We start from the raw sequence: 17,303 nt of genomic DNA, 5'->3' as shown, positions 1-17,303 counted from the left end.
AACGGCTTTGGGGTGCAAGGGCGGCGTTTGTGAAAAATTTTTTGTGCCGTTTAAAAAGCCTTAGGCCGTCTGAAAGTTCAGACGGCCTGCTTCGGTTTATGATTTATTGTTACCGGAATGGTAGGCATCGTAGGCGTAGTAGTCGTAGCTGTTGTTGGCTTCGCGCTTCATGCCGTTGAGGACGACACCTTTGATGTTAATGTGGTTTTGTTTGAGTCGTTCGACGCTGGCCTCAAGCTCTCGTGCACGCGTGTGCGCATAACGGCTGATCATCAGGACGGTGCCGGCATGTTGGCCGATGATGACGGCGTCGGTCACGGCCAATACGGGCGGCGTGTCCAAAATGACGTAATCGTAGCGTTGGCGCGCGTGGGCGAGCAACTCGTTGAAACGGTTGTCCATCAAAAGCTCGGACGGATTGCTAGGATAGCTGCCGCTGCTGATGAGGTGGAGGTTTTCAATGCTGGTCTCTTGTACGGCTTTGGCCGGAGCAGCTTTGCCGTTGAGGATGTCAGACAAGCCGAACTCGGGGGTAAGGCCGAAGAGTCGGTCGAGGTAGCCTTTGCGCATATCAGTATCGATAAGCAGAACACGTTTGCCTGACTGCGCCATTACGGTGGCGAGGTTGGCGGAGATAAAGGATTTACCTGCTTCAGGCGCGGCACCGGTAATCATGAGGACGTTGTTAGGCGCGTCCAGCATGGAAAAGTAGATATTGGTGCGCAGGGCGCGGATGGCTTCGACGGCAGTGTCGGCGCGGTCTTCGCTGGCCAGCAGATAGTTGGAACGGCCGCCGGTTTTCTTGAATTTGCTTTTAAAGAAGTCGCGTTTTTGCTGGGTTTTGGAGTGCGGAACAAGTGCGACGACTTCCAAATTGAGGTTTTCGATTTCTTCGGATGAAGTAATGCCGTTTTTCATGCGGTTGCGAATCATCAGCCACAAAGCGGTCAATGAGCCTGCGGCAAGTGCGCTCAGGAGCGTGATGACGGCTTTGCGCGGGGCAACGGGGTATTCAGGGACATAGGCATAATCAACGATGCGGACATTACCTTGCGCACTGGCTTTCATGATGTTGAGTTCTTGTTGTTTACTCAACAGTTGGACGTAGGTTGCTTGGTTGGTTTCTACGTCGCGGGTCAGGCGGATAACTTCTTGTTGGGTGTTCGGCAACTCGGCAATTTGTTGGTTGATTTTGTTTTTAGCGCGCTCGAGGACGGCAAGTTTGTCCAATACGGCTTTATAGGAAGGGTGTTCCGGTGTGTACAGCTCGGCCAAACCTGCTTCTTCGGTTTTGAGCAGGGTAATTTGGGTTTCGATGCCGGTCAGGCTTTCCAATGCGCCTTTGGACTCGAGCGGAATGTCGAGGGAGCCTGATTGTTGGCGGTAGGCATTGAGTTTGTTTTCAGCGTCTTGCAAGGTTTCTTTCAAGCGTGGCAATTCTTCGCTGATGAAAGCCAATCCGCTGGATGCAACTTGGACGTCGCGTTCGCGATTTTGCGCAACGTAGTTGTCGGCAATGCTGTTGAGGATGACGCTGGTACGTTTAGGGTCGGTGCCGGTAAAGGTAAGGTTGATGATGGGGCTGGTTTTACCTTTGCTGATAACAGCCAGTTTGTTTTGGATGTTTTCGATGGCGCTGATACGGGAGAACTTGGTCAATGCAAATTCTTGACCCGGATTAGCCAGGATTTGATCGATTTTGAGGGTGGTGTGATTGTTGATTTTCAGAGGTACTCCAACCTTGCCTTCGACAACGCGTTTGTCAGGCAGGGTAAGAGTATAGGCTTTGTTGCTCTTGGCGGTCAGCGTGAAGGTTTTATTGAACCATTCGTCTTGTACGGTAAAGCTGCCGACGGTCAATTTAGGATCGGGGTCTCCATTGATGTTGTGCATCAGGCTGCCGATAACGGGTGTGTATTTGGCTTTGACTTCTTGGTCAAGCTGAAGGTCGTCAACGGTTTTACCCAGCACCAGGCGTGATTGAACCAACTCGACTTCTGCTTCAGACGGCGTGGTTTGGTTGTTGAAGATGCTGTTGATTTCGGTCAGGATTTGGTTTTGTCGCGTTTCAATTTCCAGCATGGCGTCGGCACGGTATTGCGGAGTGGATGCCAAGCTGAAAGCTGCGCCAAGAATGCCGCCTGCAAGCAGGGCGGCGAGGATTTTGTATTTATTTGTCCAAATTACGCGCAGCTGTTGGCCGAAGTCGATGTCGTCGTTGTCTGCGCTGTAAGGTGTGTAGGTCGTTTTTTTCATTGCTTGCTTTCTTGTTCATGCCGGTTTTATACCGGTTGAGTTTTTCCGTTTAGTTTGGTTTTCCAAGTGTCTGCGGCAGCATTGAGCTGTTCAAAAACGGCTTCAAACATTTCACTGCTTTGTTTGTATGGGTCAGGTACGGTTTTTTTAGGCAACCATTGGGCAAACAGCATGGTTTTGCTGCGTGCAGGCGGATAGATGTCGGCCACCATGTCGATTTGACAGGGCTCCATGACGAGAATCAAATCGGCCTGTTCGCACATTTGGGCAGTCAGTTGGCGTGCCGTATGGCCTGCAACGATAACGCCGTGTTTGAGCGCGGTTTTGATGGCTTGGAAATCGGCATCCTTACCTGCCAGTGCTTTTATGCCGGCGCTGCTGATGCGGTGGCCGGGTAGTTTTTTCTGCATGATCCGCTCTGCTGTGGGTGAGCGGCAGATGTTGCCTAGGCAGACGATGAGTATGTTGTGGTACATGATATTGTTTTCGGTTTATGGTCTGAAAAAAAGCGTGAGTCAGACTATAAGATACTGCTTTTCCGTTTGTGCGGTGTGTACGGCTTTTATATGCCGTTTATGTAATTTGGTCGGATTGTGCGTGATTTTGTATCCTGCTGTCAAACAAGGGTCTGACGCAGGAACCACTGTTTATTTAAACGTATTGTCGAGGGTATTGACGTTGCTGATGGAATTGGTAATTTGTGACATTACGCGGTTCCAACGGGTAACCGGGGCGGCGGTAACGTAAACGGTGTCTTCGGAGCGCAGTTTGAATTCGCTGCCCAGCGCGTAAGAAGTCGCATCTTTCAGGTTGAGCTGATAGATGTGGATAGGTTTGGCCGCATCTTCAGGTGCGCGACGGATCACGAATACGCCGGTTGCGTCAGCATAGTTTTGGTTCATACCGCCGACTTCGCCGAGCGCTTGGGTCAGGTTGAGGCCGTGATTGCCGATTGGCAGGGTGGCTTGTTTGCCGACTTCACCCATGATGTAGATTTTGTTGTTGTTGCTGTTAGGAACGTAAACGATGTCGCCATGGCTGAGGAGATGGTTTTGAGACATATCGCCGTATTGCAGCATGTCTTGCAGGGAGATGGTGCGGTCGACGCCGTTGTGCGTCCATTTGATGTGTTGGGTGTCGGCACTTTGGGTGACGCCGCCAGCCTGGTTGATGGCGTCCAAAATGGTCATCGGGATATTGGTAATCGGCAGCTGACCTGCTTGGTTGATGGCACCGGATACAGAAATACGTTGCGAACGGAATTCGGTAACGTTGATGGCTACTTGAGGGTTTTTGATGTAGCGTTTCAGAAGGCTGGTCAGGGTGTTTTGCAATTCGTCCAAAGTTTTGCCTTTGGCTTGAATTTTGCCTGCCAACGGGTAAGTAATGTAACCGCCCTCATCTACCCAGGCACCGCGGCTGACTTGGTTGGTTTGCGGGTTGCTTTGCTGGATAGGGGAGTTGAGGTCGGAGTGCGCCCAAACCATGATATTGAGGACGTCGCCGCTGCCGATGCGGTAGCGGTAAGCGCTTTTGCTTTGCTCCAAGCCTTGGTTGGCTTGGGAAAGTACGGGTGGCGTACGCATTTTCTCAATCAGGTTGGGCGTAATGGGGTAAACGGCAACGCGGCTGTCAAGGTTGGTATCGGCTGCGGTGTCGGTATCGGTGTAAACAATGGTTTTGGTTCTGGTTTTGATGGTTGAACCGGGAATGACAGTCGTGCTGTTGCAGGCAGTCAGTGCGAATAGAGTAAGCAGGGAGAGCGTTTTTTTCATGTAGTAGTCCTTGCGGGATGGTGTCCGGGCCGTCTGAAAATGTTCAGACGGCCTTGTTGTTTTGTTGCCAAACCAAGTCGCAGATACCGTCTTTGGGTACGAAGCCTGTCGGTGCGCGCAACAAAAGCTGGCGCAGGCTGTTTTGGTCGCTTTGGAGACAAGCGGTTTGGAGTTCCGACAGTATGTCAGATAATTGCGTCCATGGAAGCATTACTTCACTGGCGGTCATAATACGGGGATGAGTGGTTTTTTGTACCTCGTCGCCGATGAGCAGTTCTTCATAAAGTTTCTCGCCCGGGCGCAGGCCGGTAATCTTGATTTCGATGTCGCCGTGAGGGTGTTGCTCGTCTTTGACTTTGAGGCCGCTGAGGACAATCATTTGACGGGCAAGGTCGATGATTTTGACGGATTCGCCCATGTCGAGGACGAATACGTCGCCGCCTTTACCCATTGCCCCAGCTTGGATAACCAGTTGCGCTGCTTCGGGAATGGTCATGAAGTAGCGAGTAATGTCTTGGTGGGTCAGGGTAATCGGGCCGCCTTCGGCAATTTGTTTTTCAAATACGGGGACAACGGAGCCGGACGAACCCAATACATTGCCGAAACGCACCATGCAGAAGCGTGTTTTTTGTTCCGGCTCGGCAGCAAGCGCTTGTAGGCAGAGTTCGGCCATGCGTTTGCTGGCGCCCATGGTGTTGGTCGGACGGACGGCTTTGTCGGTGGAAATCAAAACAAAGGTGGAAACGCCTGCATCTACGGCAGCCTGCGCACAGCAGAGTGTGCCGAACACGTTGTTTTGAATGCCTTCGATGGTGTTGAACTCGACCATAGGGACGTGTTTGTAGGCTGCGGCATGATAAACGGTGTCGACGTGATAGGCCTTCATGATGCTGCTAAGGCGTTCTTTGTTTTGAACCGAGCCCAAAAGCGGTACGACTTCGACTTGGCTGCCTTGCGCAGCTTGGGTTTCGCGCAATTCTTTGTCTATGCTGTACAGGGCGAATTCGGACAATTCAAACAACAGCAGTTTGGTCGGACGGCAGTTGAGAATCTGACGGCAAAGTTCGGAGCCGATAGAGCCGCCTGCGCCGGTCACCATCACGACTTTGTCGCTGATGTCGGCGCTCATCAATTCAGGGCGTGGTGCCACAGGGGCGCGGCCGAGCAAATCGACCACAGAGATTTTTTTCAATGAGCTGACGTTGATTTTGCCGTCAACCAAATCTTTCATACCCGGAATGGTCAGGACTTCGCATTTGTACGCTTCGAGGCGGCGGATGATGTCTTTGCGTTCTTCCGGCGTAGAACTTGGAATCGCCAGCAGGATTTTTCGGACGCCGTAGCGGCTGATCAGCATTGGGATTTCATTGGGATTGTAGACGGCAAGGTCATAGATGACGGTACGTTGGATTTTCGGGTTGTCATCGACAAAGGCAATGGCCGAATATTCGTTAACCTGTTTGATGGCTTCCAACAACTGGCGGCCGGATTGGCCTGCACCGTAGATGATGACGGGGGTCATTTGTTTGCGGTGATGATCGGTCAGAATCGCACGCAGGATCATACGCGAGCTGGTCACGCCGACCACCAAGACCAAGAAATAGACGATGGGCAGGGCAAGGTGTAGTTTTTGTTCAAAAATCAGGGTGGTCAGGCAGAACAAGACCGCTGAAATGATGCTGCCGAATGCGGCGGCGGTCAGGACGCGGATGCTGACAAAGCGCGTGACGGCGCGATAGAGGCCGATACGGATGAAAAGGATGATGGTCAGCACAGCGGTGCTGCCGAAAGCCAGCCAGTTGGCGATACTCAACCATTCGTCGGAATATTGCACTTTGAGGCTTTGGGCAAACCAAAACGCCACGAATATCATCAAGATATCGTGGATGACGAAGAAGGTTTTTTTAAGGTTGCGCGGCAGAGCCAGCAGGGTTTCCAAGTTCATTTTATATTTCTTGTGTCTGAGTGTTGTAATGTGGCTTGGTACGGATTGTTTGAAGCAGGCTGTTTTATTTTTTCAGACGGCCTGAAGTTGCAGGCCGTCTGAAAATGATTATGCCGTGGCTTCAGTCAATACGGCTTCGATGCTTTCTTTGCAGAACGCAATTTCTTCATCGGTCAGTGTTGGGTGCACCAAGAACATCAGGCTGGTGTCGCCCAACTCGACAGCGTTTTTCAAACGCTCTTTCGGACGCCAAGGCGTGTTGTCGAAGGCTTTTTCCAAATACACTTCGGAGCAGCTGCCTTGATAGCAGGGGACTTTGCGCGCGTTCAGTTCGCTGACGATGCGGTCGCGCGTCCAGCCGTCTTTCAGGTGTTTGGGTTTGACGAAAACATAGAACTTGTATTGCGCGTGTTCGATGTAGTCGGCCACTTCGACCAAACGGATGCTGGCGAATTTGCCCAAGCTTTCAGCCAGTTTGGCGGCGTTTTCTTGGCGGCGCGCCGTCCATTTGGGCATGCGTTTGAGCTGGATGCGGCCGATGACCGCCTGCATTTCCAACATGCGCCAGTTGGTACCGAAGCTTTCGTGCAGCCAGCGGAAACCTGGTGCGTGTTCGCGGTTGTACACGGCGTCATAGCTTTTGCCGTGGTCTTTGTACGACCACATTTTGCTCCACAGCTCTTTGTCGTTGGTGGTTACCATGCCGCCTTCGCCGCCGGTGGTCATAATTTTGTCTTGGCAGAACGACCAAGCGCCGACGTGGCCGATAGATCCGACGGATTTGCCTTTGTATTTTGCACCGTGCGCTTGGGCGCAGTCTTCGATAACCCACAAGTTATGTTCTTTTGCCAAAGCCATGATGTCGTCCATTTCGGCAGGCATACCGGCAAGGTGAACCACGATGATGGCTTTGGTGTTTGGCGTCAAAGCGGCTTTGATGGTTTCGGTGCTGATGTTTTGGCTGTTCAAATCGACATCGGCGAACACAGGGTTTGCGCCGGCGGTCACGATGCAGGATGCGGAAGCCAAGAAAGTGCGCGAAGTGACAATCACATCATCGCCTTGGCCGATACCCATTGCTTTGAGGGCTACGTCCAAAGCCAACGTACCGTTGGAAAGGGCGACGGCGTATTGCGTGCCGACAAAGGCGGCAAATTCTTTTTCAAATTCGCGACATTCCGTACCTGTCCAGTAGTTGACTTTGTTGGACAGCAGGACTTTGGAAACGGCATCGGCTTCTTCTTGAGTAAAGCTTGGCCATGGGGAGAGTGATGTATTAAGCATTTGTTTTTCCTGCGAAAAGACTGGTTGAGCCTTTGGGGGCGATTTCTTCCAGCAGTTGGCGATTGATCAGGGTGTATTTCTGACCGTTGATTTCGACGTATGCGCCGTCGTAAGGAGGGAACCAGAAGGCGCGGATTTTCTTCTCGATATTGTCGCCGTCGCGGATTTGCTTCATGGCTTCCATCTCGTCACGGCTGACGTAGCGGCCACCGATGTTTGGCGTGGTTGGCAATTTGGTTTTCGACTCGATGGCGCGGGTGATGATGCGTCGTGCGAAATCTTCCAATGCCTGCATGGTTTTGCGTTCGAGCGATTGGGCGGTTTCTGTTTCGGCGTCGATAGGGAAACGGTCCACTTCGATAATTTCACCGGTATCGATGGAAGCGTCGACGTAGTGGGCAGTATTGCCCCATTCGTTCAGCTCGTCCATGATGGCCAGGTTGTAGCCGCCCGTGCCTTTGTATTCGGGCAACAGCGCAGGGTGGAAGTTGATCGTGCCTAAAGTCGGAATGCTCAGGAATTCATCACGCAGCTTACGCCAGTAAAGGACGGACAAGCCCAAATCGTATTTCAGACGGCCTTCTCGCATTGCTTCCAAAGCCGTATCGAAGGTGTATAGGGGTAAGCCCAATTCCTGTGCGGCGGCCGTGGTCGGCGAGCCTTGCAGATGGCTGTCGGTCAAGACACCGACGATTTCGATATGATCTTGTTTGGTCAAAAAACGAAGCAGGTTGGCGGAAACCTGTTTGCGACCCATAAATAAGATTTTCATGGAGAAATGTCCCTTATGCATTTGCTTTTTCGGTGGCGGAAGTTGTCAGTGTAGTCAGTTCTTCCAGGGTGTTTATCCAAAGGGTGGGCTGGTATTCACGACCGTATTGCTCGGGCTCGGCTTGATGAATATTGTGCGGCTTAGGCATGATGCCTATGGAGAGCCAACCCAGTTTGTTGGGTGCGACAAAATCTTTTTTGATGTTGTCGCCGATGTAGATGAAACGTTTTGCAGCCGGATATTTGTTTTGCAGGAAGACAAAACGCTTATCGTCGGGTTTTTCCGATTGCATGGCTTCCGAAATCAAAATGTCGTCAAACAAATCGGTCAAACCCAAGGCCTGTATTTTCAAACGCTGTGTCAGACTGCGGCCGTCTGTAATCAGGGCGCATGCGGCAAAAGGGCGCATCAGCTTCCGTAAAAAAGACGGTTCGACATAAGGTCGGATAACAGGCCTATGTAGTCGATATTGCCACAAAAGTGATTGTTTCTCTAGTTCGTTTAATTTGCAATGATGACACAAATTGTCGAGCCAGTCTTTACTTTTATTGTCTGCAATTTCATTTAGTACGTCGGCATCGTGTTGTGGGTAAAGCGACGTAATTGTCCCTACAACTGCCTGTATTCCGGAGCATTTGTAGTCGTACTCAGAGTAAAGCGTATCGTCAAGATCGAAGACGATGACGGATTCTTCCGGCTTAATCATGTTCTCTTACCAAAACCTTAGCATCGTAACGAAGCATGATTAAATTGTTTTCCCAGTCGTCGGAGAAAGGGATGTCTTGGCCGCCGATGTATTCTTGAATCAGCCAGCCCGGATAGTTGCCGCCTGCTGCGTAAGTCAGTGGGAAACCGCCGCCGAAACGCGGGTTGATTTCCACGCCGTAGGTCGTACTGTCGGTTTTGCTGACGAAGAATTGCGCGGTAATGCAGCCGCGTGCGCCTTCCAATACGGCCATTTTTTCAACCAGCTCTTTATACAGGGCATTGCGTCGGGTTGCGCCTTTGCTGACTTCGCCGGTGCGCACTTCTAAACGCTCGCGAGGAATGGCGCATTTCAGACGGCCTTGACGGTCGTAATACATATCGACGGTAAATTCGGAGAAAGTATTCTCGATATCGATGTATTGGGCGAACATCATTTTCGGGTCTTCGGTAATGTCGACAGTCAAATCAGCCGGTGTGTTGATTTTTTTCGCACCGATGGCGCGGCTGCCGTCATAAGGCTTGGCAAAACATGGGAAAACCAGGCGGTCCCGTTCGTAAATTTCAGGTGAACGGATGCCGTATTGTGCAAACAGGCCTGCGGTCAGGCGCTTGTCGCGGCATAGGGTAATCAGTTTTGTATCCGAAATGACAATATGTATTCCTTCTGCTTCAAAACGGTCACGTGCTTCGGCCAGTTTGAGCAGCTCGGTATCGATGGTTGGCACAATCAGACCGATGTCGTGTTGTTGGGCAAGCTCGAAAATGCTGTCAATGTATTCGGCTGCATCGATGCGCGGCACGCTGAAAGCGCGGTCGGCAACATGGCAGGCAGAAGACATGTCGGGGTTGAGGTCGGTGGCAAAAACGGCAATGCCGTCTGAAAAACGTGCGGCTTCGGTTTGGAAGTCCTGCACCAATTCGACACGGCGACCTGCCGACAGAATCAGTATGTTATTTTTTTTCATCAGTTTTATTACCCGTGAAATAAGGCATGGTGGCTTCTCCTTCGGCTGAGATGCCTTCTTTGACGAAGACTTTTTTAACCGTCAGGAACAAAATTTTGATATCCAGCCAAAAGCTGAAGTTGTCGATGTACCAAACATCGTGGGCGAACTTTTCGTCCCATGAAATGGCGTTGCGGCCATTGACTTGCGCCCAACCGGTCACGCCCGGTTTCATTTCGTGGCGGCGGTTTTGGAAGTCGTTGTACAACGGCAGGTAGTGCATCAGCAGCGGACGAGGGCCAACCAGACTCATCTCGCCTTTTAAGACATTCCATAATTCAGGAAGTTCGTCCAAACTGGTGGCACGTAATTTTTTGCCGAAATCGGTCAGGCGTTCGCTGTCCGGTAGCGGGTTGCCGTCTTTATCGATTGCATCGCGCATGGAGCGGAATTTAATCATTTTAAACGGCTTGCCATCCTTGCCCGGCCGCTCTTGGATGAAGAACACGGGCGAGCCTAAGTTTTTGCGGATGAGGTACACCAAAATCAAAAACACAGGCGACAGGATAATCAGTCCTGAAGCGGAGGCAACAATGTCAAACAGGCGTTTGAAAAATTTATTCATGAGCTAATCTTTCAATCAGGTTGACGATTTTTTGATAGGCAACGTCGCGCTTGAAGCGGCGGACGATTTCTTCGGACTGAACAGGATCGTCTTTGCGCTTCAAAATATCTTTGGCGGCTTGAACGAAGCTGTCCACATCGCCGGAACGGTAGTTCGCATGCGGCAGCAGGGTCAGGACTTCGGCAACTTCGTCGTTGACCTGGCTGTTCAGAATCGGTTTTTGCAAAGCCATATAGTCGGACAGTTTGTTGGTAATCGACTGCATGGCGTAAGAGTGGATGGCGTTGACGGAGATGTCGCAACCCTTGGCGACCGACATCATTTCGGCGTAAGGAATGTAGCCGTAAAACTTGATGCCGTCGCAGGCGTATTGTTTGAGCCTGTCCAAATCGGGGCCGCCGCCCATGATGTGCAATTCGACGTTTTCGCCGGCATCCAACAGCCTGCGAACGCCTTTGCACACAGTTTCCACGTCATAGCTGTAACTGAGTGTGCCCAAGTAGAAAAAGCGGGTTTTGTCGTCGCCAAAATCTTTGGCAGGCGCGGCATCGAGTTTGGGAAAATCCGCGCCGATATAGACGACTTCGCCGGGTACGTTCGGATTGGCTTCTTTGGCGCGGTCGAGATAAGTCTGCGATACGGCAACCAGCGCGTCGGCGTAGCGGTAGGCTTGGTTGGCGCGTGAAGCAAAGGGTAGCAGGTTGTGCGGTACTTTTTTCAAAAACGGTACGACCGAGGAGAAAGACTCCGGCCATACGTCCTGCACATCGACAATCAGTTTGTAGCCTAAACGCGCTTTGTGTTTGCCCAACAGCAGGTTGGTGGCAATCAGCGGATAGGCGGAAAAGACGACATCTTGTTCGCCCGGACGGCAGTTTTCCAACCATTTTTCAAAATGTTTGACGAAGCGGTGATGGCTGGTCACGCGTCCTAAAGACACGTTTTTGCTGTATCCGCTTTCTTCCAACAGCATGACTTTCAGACGGCCTTGTGAGGCGGCCTCGGCATCTTCAGGCCGTCTGAAAGATTTGTCGTAGTGCTTGAAGTTGCTGGTAATCAGCAACACATCATGCGACTGCGACAACAGCTCGGCAAGATACCAGAAGCGGTTGAAATGCGGCTCGGAAGGCAGCGAGCAATAAGGGGCGACGATGGTAATGTTCATGTTTCAGACGGCCTTACATTTCGTACGCAGCCATGGTGGTGCGGTATATTTCGTCGTCGGAGCATAAGGTTTCGACGTGTTTGTGCAGGGCTTTGCCCATTTGACCGCGCAACTCTGGATGCTTGATGAGTGTATCGACGGCTTCGATAAACGCTTCGTCATCACCGAAAGGAATGCAGTAGCCGGTTTGGCCGGTAATGACCATTTCGGAAATGCCCGCCATGTTGTAGGTCACGACAGGTGTGTCGTAAAGGCCGGCTTCCAAAATATTGTTACCGACACCTGCGCCGTGGTCACCCACGCAATGCGGCGTGTTCACCAAAATATCGACTTCTTTGAAGTAGCCGGTCAAGTCGCGGACACCGCCGAGGAAGGTGACTTTGTCTTCAATGCCCAAACGTTTGGCTTGGGCTTTGAGGTTGTCCATTTCTTCGCCGATACCTGCAACGTTGAGGCGTACAGGCATACCGCGGTCAACCATTTTCTTCAAAATATCCAACATCAGATGCACGGCGCGGACGGTGTCCAAACGAGAAAGCGTGCCCAGTTGGACATAGTCTTTGACCGTTTTTTCAGGAACGAAATCTGCTTTGTGCAGGGCGTTGTAAGTGTAGGTGATGCGGTTGGCAGGGAAACCGTAACGGATGAGTTTTTCGCGTTCGTGTTTGCAGTTGCCGATGATGTACACGCCCAGCTTGTCGAAAAGCTTGGCAATTTTCGGATAAGTTTCCGGATCAAGGCCGCGCGCGTGGTAGAACACTTTGGTTTTCGGCGAAGCGAACTTGGCCGCAATGGCGCAGGCCGGAACGATACGCGCCATTTGGCAGTGAATCACATCAGGTTTTTCTTTTTTCAGCAGTTTCATATAGGCAAACATGCCTTTGACGTAACCCAAAAGACCGCCTTGGTAAAAATCAATCGGTTGCCAACGGATGCCCAATGCTTGCGCTTCCTGAATCAAAGGGCCGTCTGAAGAGGCCAATACGATATCGTGTCCGCGTTGTTTGAGCAGGCGGCCGAGGCGGAAAGTGGCGTTTTCAGTGCCACCGAGGCCGGACATGGAGGTAGTCAGGATGATTTTCATGATGGTTTCTTCGTATCGTATAGTGTTTCGTTGTATGCGTAAGCGGCCATATCTTTCAGCTCGGGTGCAACAAATACGCTGTAAATAAAAATCAGCAGGCAGGGCAGCCAGATAAACGGCATACGCAAAATGGTGGACGGAATAAAACCGGCCAGCAGGAAAATGCCCAAGGCAACCCAAGCCAAAACGCGCGATTTGCCGGTTACTGCGCGGTTTGAGGTGGTGTAGAGGAAATAACACGCCACAAAAGCAATAAAGCCGAGCAAGGAAATCATGCCGAACCCCAGATACAGCTCGATGATGAAGCTGTGCGGGTTTTCAAAGCCCAAGCTGCCGCTCAAATGGCCGCCGAAATATTCGCGGAAGTTTTTAGGACCGTAGCCGGTCAGCAGCAGGGGCGGATTGTTCCAAAAGTAGTTGTAAATCTCCTGACGGTAGGAAACGGAGTTGTCGCTGCCCAAGTCGTACAGGAAGAGGTACACGCGGCTGGAAAAGCGTTCCAAAAACTGGTTGCCGTTGAGCGACAGCAAAAATTCCGCAATCGCGCGTGATGGAATCATCGACAACACCAACGCCAGCAAACCAGCGACGCCGACCGTAATAAAACCGTTTTTGCGATAGGCTGTATAAACCAACAAAATCAACAGGTAGCAGCCGATGGCGGTACGCGATACGCTGGCGAAAATAGCCATGCCCAACAGCAGGAACAAGCCCCAGCCCAGCAGTTTTTCTTTGTGTTTCCGTCCTTGGAGTTGGAAGAAAAACAAAATGGCAGGCGCAAGGCAGACTGCGGTGGCGGCAAGGTTGTTCGGGTTAAAGAACAAGCCTTTGAGCGAGCCTTCGTCAATAGCCAACTCATCGCTGGCACTCACAAACTGAATACCGGTGGCCAGCTCTACAAACGGCGGCACGGCGATAAACAGCGTAAATACGATGAGGAACTTCTGAATCGTTCCCAAAGGGTCGTCGGCGCGCTTCAATACTTGGTAAAACAAGTAGAAGAAAGCCGGAATCGCCATAAAAAACAAAATATCCATGTACTGCGTCGGCGTCAGCGATGTAATGCCCATGTGGATGGCAGGCCAGATGCACATGGCGGTCAGGGCGCAGAGCATGGCAAAAATCTTGCGCGGAATATGCTTGCTTTCCAGAAAAAATACGACAAAACCAAGCAGTACAAATATCAGGGTCAGCGGGTTGTCGATACGCGGTACGCCGACCTTAAAGGACAGCGCAGGCCCCAGCATATAGGCTGCGAGCATGATGTATAGGATGTAAGTGTATAAGTTCAGACGTTTTATTTTCATAGTCGTTCTGTTGTTATCGTAGAGACGTGAATCTCAGGTTGGCTATTTTGCCGAACGGTTTAATTTGGCTTTGATTTTTTCGGTCGCGGCAAATAGTGCGTGTTTATATTTTAGGAACAGGAAACTCAGTCCGACTGCCCATGCCAGCGCAAACCAAATATAGTTGTCGCGCGTACCCAACCAAGTGTAGGCAAGGCAGATCATCAGGCAGAGCGTTGAGTTGGTATAAATCTTCAGGCGCGGCAAAGGCTGCCACAGGCGTGAAGAGAATTCGGTTTTCAAGATGAAAAACAGCCAAAAAGCCGTTGCGCTGGCCATAGCTGCACCTTTTGCACCAAATTTCGGTACCAACAGATAGAGTAGGGCGGTATTGGCGATAAAGGCAACGATGTTGATGACAGTAATCAGCCAAGTCGAGCGGACGACGTTCAAACCGATGCCGCTGACTTCGGTCAGCGTGTAAAACAGGGGGAAGAGCATACACGAGAGCAGGATAAATTGAACCTGCGTGTATTTTTCCGGCAGTATCCAGGTCGCCATCGGCGAGAAAATCCCGATGAGGCAAATCATTGCGCTAATGAGGACGGTCATGGAAAGCGTAATGTCGCCGATTTTGTCCAGATTGGTTTTTTCTTCTACCCATTTAAACACCAAAGGTGCCCAGATAGTGGAGAACACGCTTTGGAAGATCAAGGCGACGGCGCCAAAGCTGACCGCCATCGAATAAATACCCAACTCGTCCAAGCCCGAGATATTCTTGAGGACAAAACGGTCAATCGAAGTCAAACCCCAATAGGCCAAGTTGCCGAATGCCAGCGGCAGGCCGTAGCGTAATCCGTCCCGATGCAGCTCAGGCGACCATTTCGCATGGGAAACGGCTTGCAAGTCTTGGCGCAGCTGATATATCAACAGTACAACGGTCAGCACTTGGGCGGCGGTGTAGGCAAAAACCAGCGAAGTGGTATTGGCGGGCAGGCCGGAAGCGATCACGGCAAAAACCAACACCAAAATCAAGAATTTCGGCGCAAGCTGGCTGACGGAAAAAGCCAATGCCTGCTCTTTCATCCGCAAAATCAGGGCTAAAAAACGGATAATCAGCGTGGTGGCTAAGAAAATCAGGAAGAGAATCCCCAAATTTGCACTGGGGATGTCAAAAATGATTTCAGACGGCCATGATGCGTTTATCAGTAACACTAAAACCACAACCGCCACCGTCAGAATCAATGGCGATAAAAAAACGGATTTGAACAGAGCGGCCTTGTCTTTAACGGCGTAATAGTCGCGAATATAGGATTGGTCCAGCCCCAAACCCAAGAGCAGGATGCTCAATCCGGCAATGGTCTGCAAGAGTACGATACGGCCGATGTCTTCCGCAGGGAAGTACCATGAGATGAGCGGCAGGGAAAGCAGGCCGAAAGCGGCGCTTCCTATCGGGCCCAATGCGTAGCCGAGGATTTTTTTCGCGTTCATATTATTTGTTTTCAGACGGCCAGAAGTTCGAGCTGAGCGTTTTTCGTAAGAGATGCGTTGTTACCGTTGCCGGTTTGCCAAGGCCGTCTGAAAAACAAATGGCCTTGGGAAACCGGCCGCCGTCCCGGTCGGGGAAACCGGTGGCAGCCGGATGCGTCTGAAGCAAGATTATGCTTTGATGACTTTAGGATTTTTCACTGGGAATTTGCCGCGAGTATCGACAATCAGCTTGGCATGTTCGGTGATCATGTCATAGTCGAATTTGTCGTGATCGGTGGTCAGAACCACGCAGTCGTATTGAGCGACAGTTTCAGGGGTCAGCGCTTCGCTCTTCAGGTCGAAGTAGTGGTGGCCGGGGATATGTGGGAACTCTGGAACGTGTGGGTCAGAGTAGGAAACCACTGCGCCCAGTTTGTGCAGGCGGTCCATAACTTCCACAGACGGGCTTTCACGCATATCGTCCACATTTTTCTTGTAGGCGATACCCAATACCAAGATTTTGCTGTCTTTGATAGAACGGTTGTGGTCGTTCAAAGCCAGGCCGACTTTTTCGATAACGTAGTCGGGCATGTGGGAGTTCACTTCGCCTGCCAGCTCGATGAAGCGGGTGTTTACGCCGTATTCGCGGGCTTTCCAAGTCAGGTAGAACGGGTCGATAGGGATACAGTGGCCGCCCAAGCCAGGGCCTGGGTAATAAGCAACGAAGCCGAACGGTTTGGTTGCGGCGGCATTGATGACTTCGTGAATGTCGATGCCCATTTTGTCGGCAACAATTTTCATCTCGTTCACCAAACCGATGTTTACGGCGCGGTGGATGTTTTCCAGAAGTTTGGTCAGCTCGGCCGCTTTGGTGGAGCTTACCGGAACAACTTTATCGATGGCGGGTTGGTACAGTGCCAGGCCGACTTCCAAACAAGCAGGGGTATGGCCGCCGATGACTTTTGGAATGGTACGGGTTTCAAAGTTAGGGTTACCCGGGTCTTCACGCTCAGGAGAGTAAACCAAGAACACGTCTTGACCGACTTTCAAGCCGCCTTCTTCCATGCGCGGCAGCAATTCTTCTTCGGTAGTACCGGGGTAGGTAGTGGATTCCAAAGACAGCACTTGGCCGGCGCGCAGGTAAGGTTTTACCGCATCGGTAGTGTCGATCACAAAGCTCATGTCCGGCTCGCGGTATTTGTTCAGCGGAGTCGGTACGCACAAAATGACGGCTTCTACTTCGCCGATGCGGGAGAAGTCTGTCGTTGCTTCAAACAGGCTGTTGGAAGCAGCGGCAATTTTGTCGGAAGGGATATGCTCGATGTAGCTTTCGCCTTTGTTGAGCTTGTCGACTTTGTTGGTGTCAATGTCGAAACCCAAAACTTGGTAACCGATATCCACATAGCGCAACATCAGTGGTAAACCGACGTAGCCTAAGCCAACGATGCCGATTTTTGCGGTCTTATCGGCAAATTTTTGTATCGTAATGTTTTTCATGATGTCTTTCGTGTAATGAATGAGTAAATCGGGAGTGTTTGCCCGATGCCTGAGTTGTTTGCTGCAACCGCATAGCCATAGCCGGCTGCCGTATCGTGTGAAGCCTTAAAACCATACTTATAATTACATTAGACAAAATCATAAGCACTTATCTGATTCGTCTCAATCAAAAAAGTTTAACGGTCGTTCAGGCGGCCTCTATGGTATGGAAACGGTATTTTTGAATGCTTAATTTTTAGAAATTACATTCAACCACATGTTTTGATTTTAGATATTGTTTTGTCAAATGTATGATTCATGAAATGAAACTACCGTTTATGCCGTTTAAAACCCTTCTAGAATAAAAACTTTTAATAAATTTTCGTGGCTTAACTTATCTTAATAATCCATTATTTCGTGATGAAAAAAAGGAAAATCTGTCGACAATCCGCTTGAGGATAGTTAACTTAAGTCAAAGTTTTAAATTGGAATACGCTAAAGTCATTATAATAT

At 50.8% G+C, this 17,303-nt stretch carries 14 protein-coding genes; all 14 read right to left on the bottom strand.

Annotation, left to right across the window (positions count from 1 at the left end; all coding sequences use genetic code 11):
- Nucleotides 1-96 precede the first annotated feature (96 nt).
- Nucleotides 97-2,256, bottom strand: coding sequence for a polysaccharide biosynthesis tyrosine autokinase (locus tag Q1M25_RS00070; RefSeq protein WP_300480345.1), 2,160 nt, complete (start codon nucleotides 2,254-2,256; stop codon nucleotides 97-99).
- 26 nt (nucleotides 2,257-2,282) lie between these two features.
- A complete protein-coding gene (locus Q1M25_RS00065) occupies nucleotides 2,283-2,732 on the bottom strand; it encodes a low molecular weight protein-tyrosine-phosphatase (protein ID WP_300480342.1) in 450 nt (149 codons plus the stop codon).
- A 171-nt stretch (nucleotides 2,733-2,903) separates the two neighbouring features.
- Nucleotides 2,904-4,031 carry a polysaccharide export protein gene (locus Q1M25_RS00060; protein WP_300480339.1) on the bottom strand — a complete coding sequence of 376 codons (1,128 nt, stop codon included), beginning with the start codon at nucleotides 4,029-4,031 and terminating at the stop codon, nucleotides 2,904-2,906.
- Nucleotides 4,032-4,074: 43 nt separating this feature from the next.
- Complete coding sequence (locus Q1M25_RS00055) at nucleotides 4,075-5,976, bottom strand: nucleoside-diphosphate sugar epimerase/dehydratase (protein WP_070749491.1); 1,902 nt, start codon at nucleotides 5,974-5,976, stop codon at nucleotides 4,075-4,077.
- 108 nt (nucleotides 5,977-6,084) lie between these two features.
- Entirely contained in the window at nucleotides 6,085-7,260 is a 1,176-nt protein-coding gene (locus Q1M25_RS00050; protein ID WP_300480336.1) for a DegT/DnrJ/EryC1/StrS aminotransferase family protein, read from the bottom strand.
- A complete protein-coding gene (locus Q1M25_RS00045) occupies nucleotides 7,253-8,032 on the bottom strand; it encodes a formyltransferase family protein (RefSeq protein ID WP_070814986.1) in 780 nt (259 codons plus the stop codon). Before Q1M25_RS00045 ends, Q1M25_RS00050 begins: the two co-directional genes overlap by 8 nt.
- A gap of 13 nt (nucleotides 8,033-8,045) precedes the next feature.
- A complete protein-coding gene (locus Q1M25_RS00040; RefSeq protein ID WP_101756152.1) occupies nucleotides 8,046-8,738 on the bottom strand; it encodes an HAD family hydrolase in 693 nt (230 codons plus the stop codon).
- Nucleotides 8,731-9,705, bottom strand: coding sequence for an ATP-grasp domain-containing protein (locus Q1M25_RS00035; protein ID WP_300480330.1), 975 nt, complete (start codon nucleotides 9,703-9,705; stop codon nucleotides 8,731-8,733). The genes Q1M25_RS00040 and Q1M25_RS00035 overlap by 8 nt, the downstream gene beginning before the upstream one ends.
- Nucleotides 9,692-10,309, bottom strand: coding sequence for a sugar transferase (locus Q1M25_RS00030; RefSeq protein ID WP_049333552.1), 618 nt, complete (start codon nucleotides 10,307-10,309; stop codon nucleotides 9,692-9,694). The genes Q1M25_RS00035 and Q1M25_RS00030 overlap by 14 nt, the downstream gene beginning before the upstream one ends.
- A complete protein-coding gene (locus Q1M25_RS00025; protein WP_300480327.1) occupies nucleotides 10,302-11,474 on the bottom strand; it encodes a glycosyltransferase in 1,173 nt (390 codons plus the stop codon). Before Q1M25_RS00025 ends, Q1M25_RS00030 begins: the two co-directional genes overlap by 8 nt.
- Before the next feature lie 13 nt (nucleotides 11,475-11,487).
- On the bottom strand, nucleotides 11,488-12,558 hold the full coding sequence (locus Q1M25_RS00020; RefSeq protein WP_128580227.1) for a glycosyltransferase family 4 protein: 1,071 nt from the start codon (nucleotides 12,556-12,558) through the stop codon (nucleotides 11,488-11,490).
- A complete protein-coding gene (locus Q1M25_RS00015; protein WP_300480322.1) occupies nucleotides 12,555-13,865 on the bottom strand; it encodes an O-antigen ligase in 1,311 nt (436 codons plus the stop codon). The genes Q1M25_RS00020 and Q1M25_RS00015 overlap by 4 nt, the downstream gene beginning before the upstream one ends.
- Before the next feature lie 42 nt (nucleotides 13,866-13,907).
- On the bottom strand, nucleotides 13,908-15,335 hold the full coding sequence (locus tag Q1M25_RS00010; RefSeq protein WP_300480319.1) for an oligosaccharide flippase family protein: 1,428 nt from the start codon (nucleotides 15,333-15,335) through the stop codon (nucleotides 13,908-13,910).
- Nucleotides 15,336-15,503: 168 nt separating this feature from the next.
- Complete coding sequence (locus Q1M25_RS00005; RefSeq protein WP_004520865.1) at nucleotides 15,504-16,811, bottom strand: nucleotide sugar dehydrogenase; 1,308 nt, start codon at nucleotides 16,809-16,811, stop codon at nucleotides 15,504-15,506.
- Nucleotides 16,812-17,303: the final 492 nt, after the last annotated feature.

Source organism: uncultured Neisseria sp., from assembly GCF_951230505.1.
Classification (GTDB): Bacteria; Pseudomonadota; Gammaproteobacteria; order Burkholderiales; family Neisseriaceae; genus Neisseria.
This window is presented reverse-complemented; position numbering and strand designations above follow the sequence as displayed.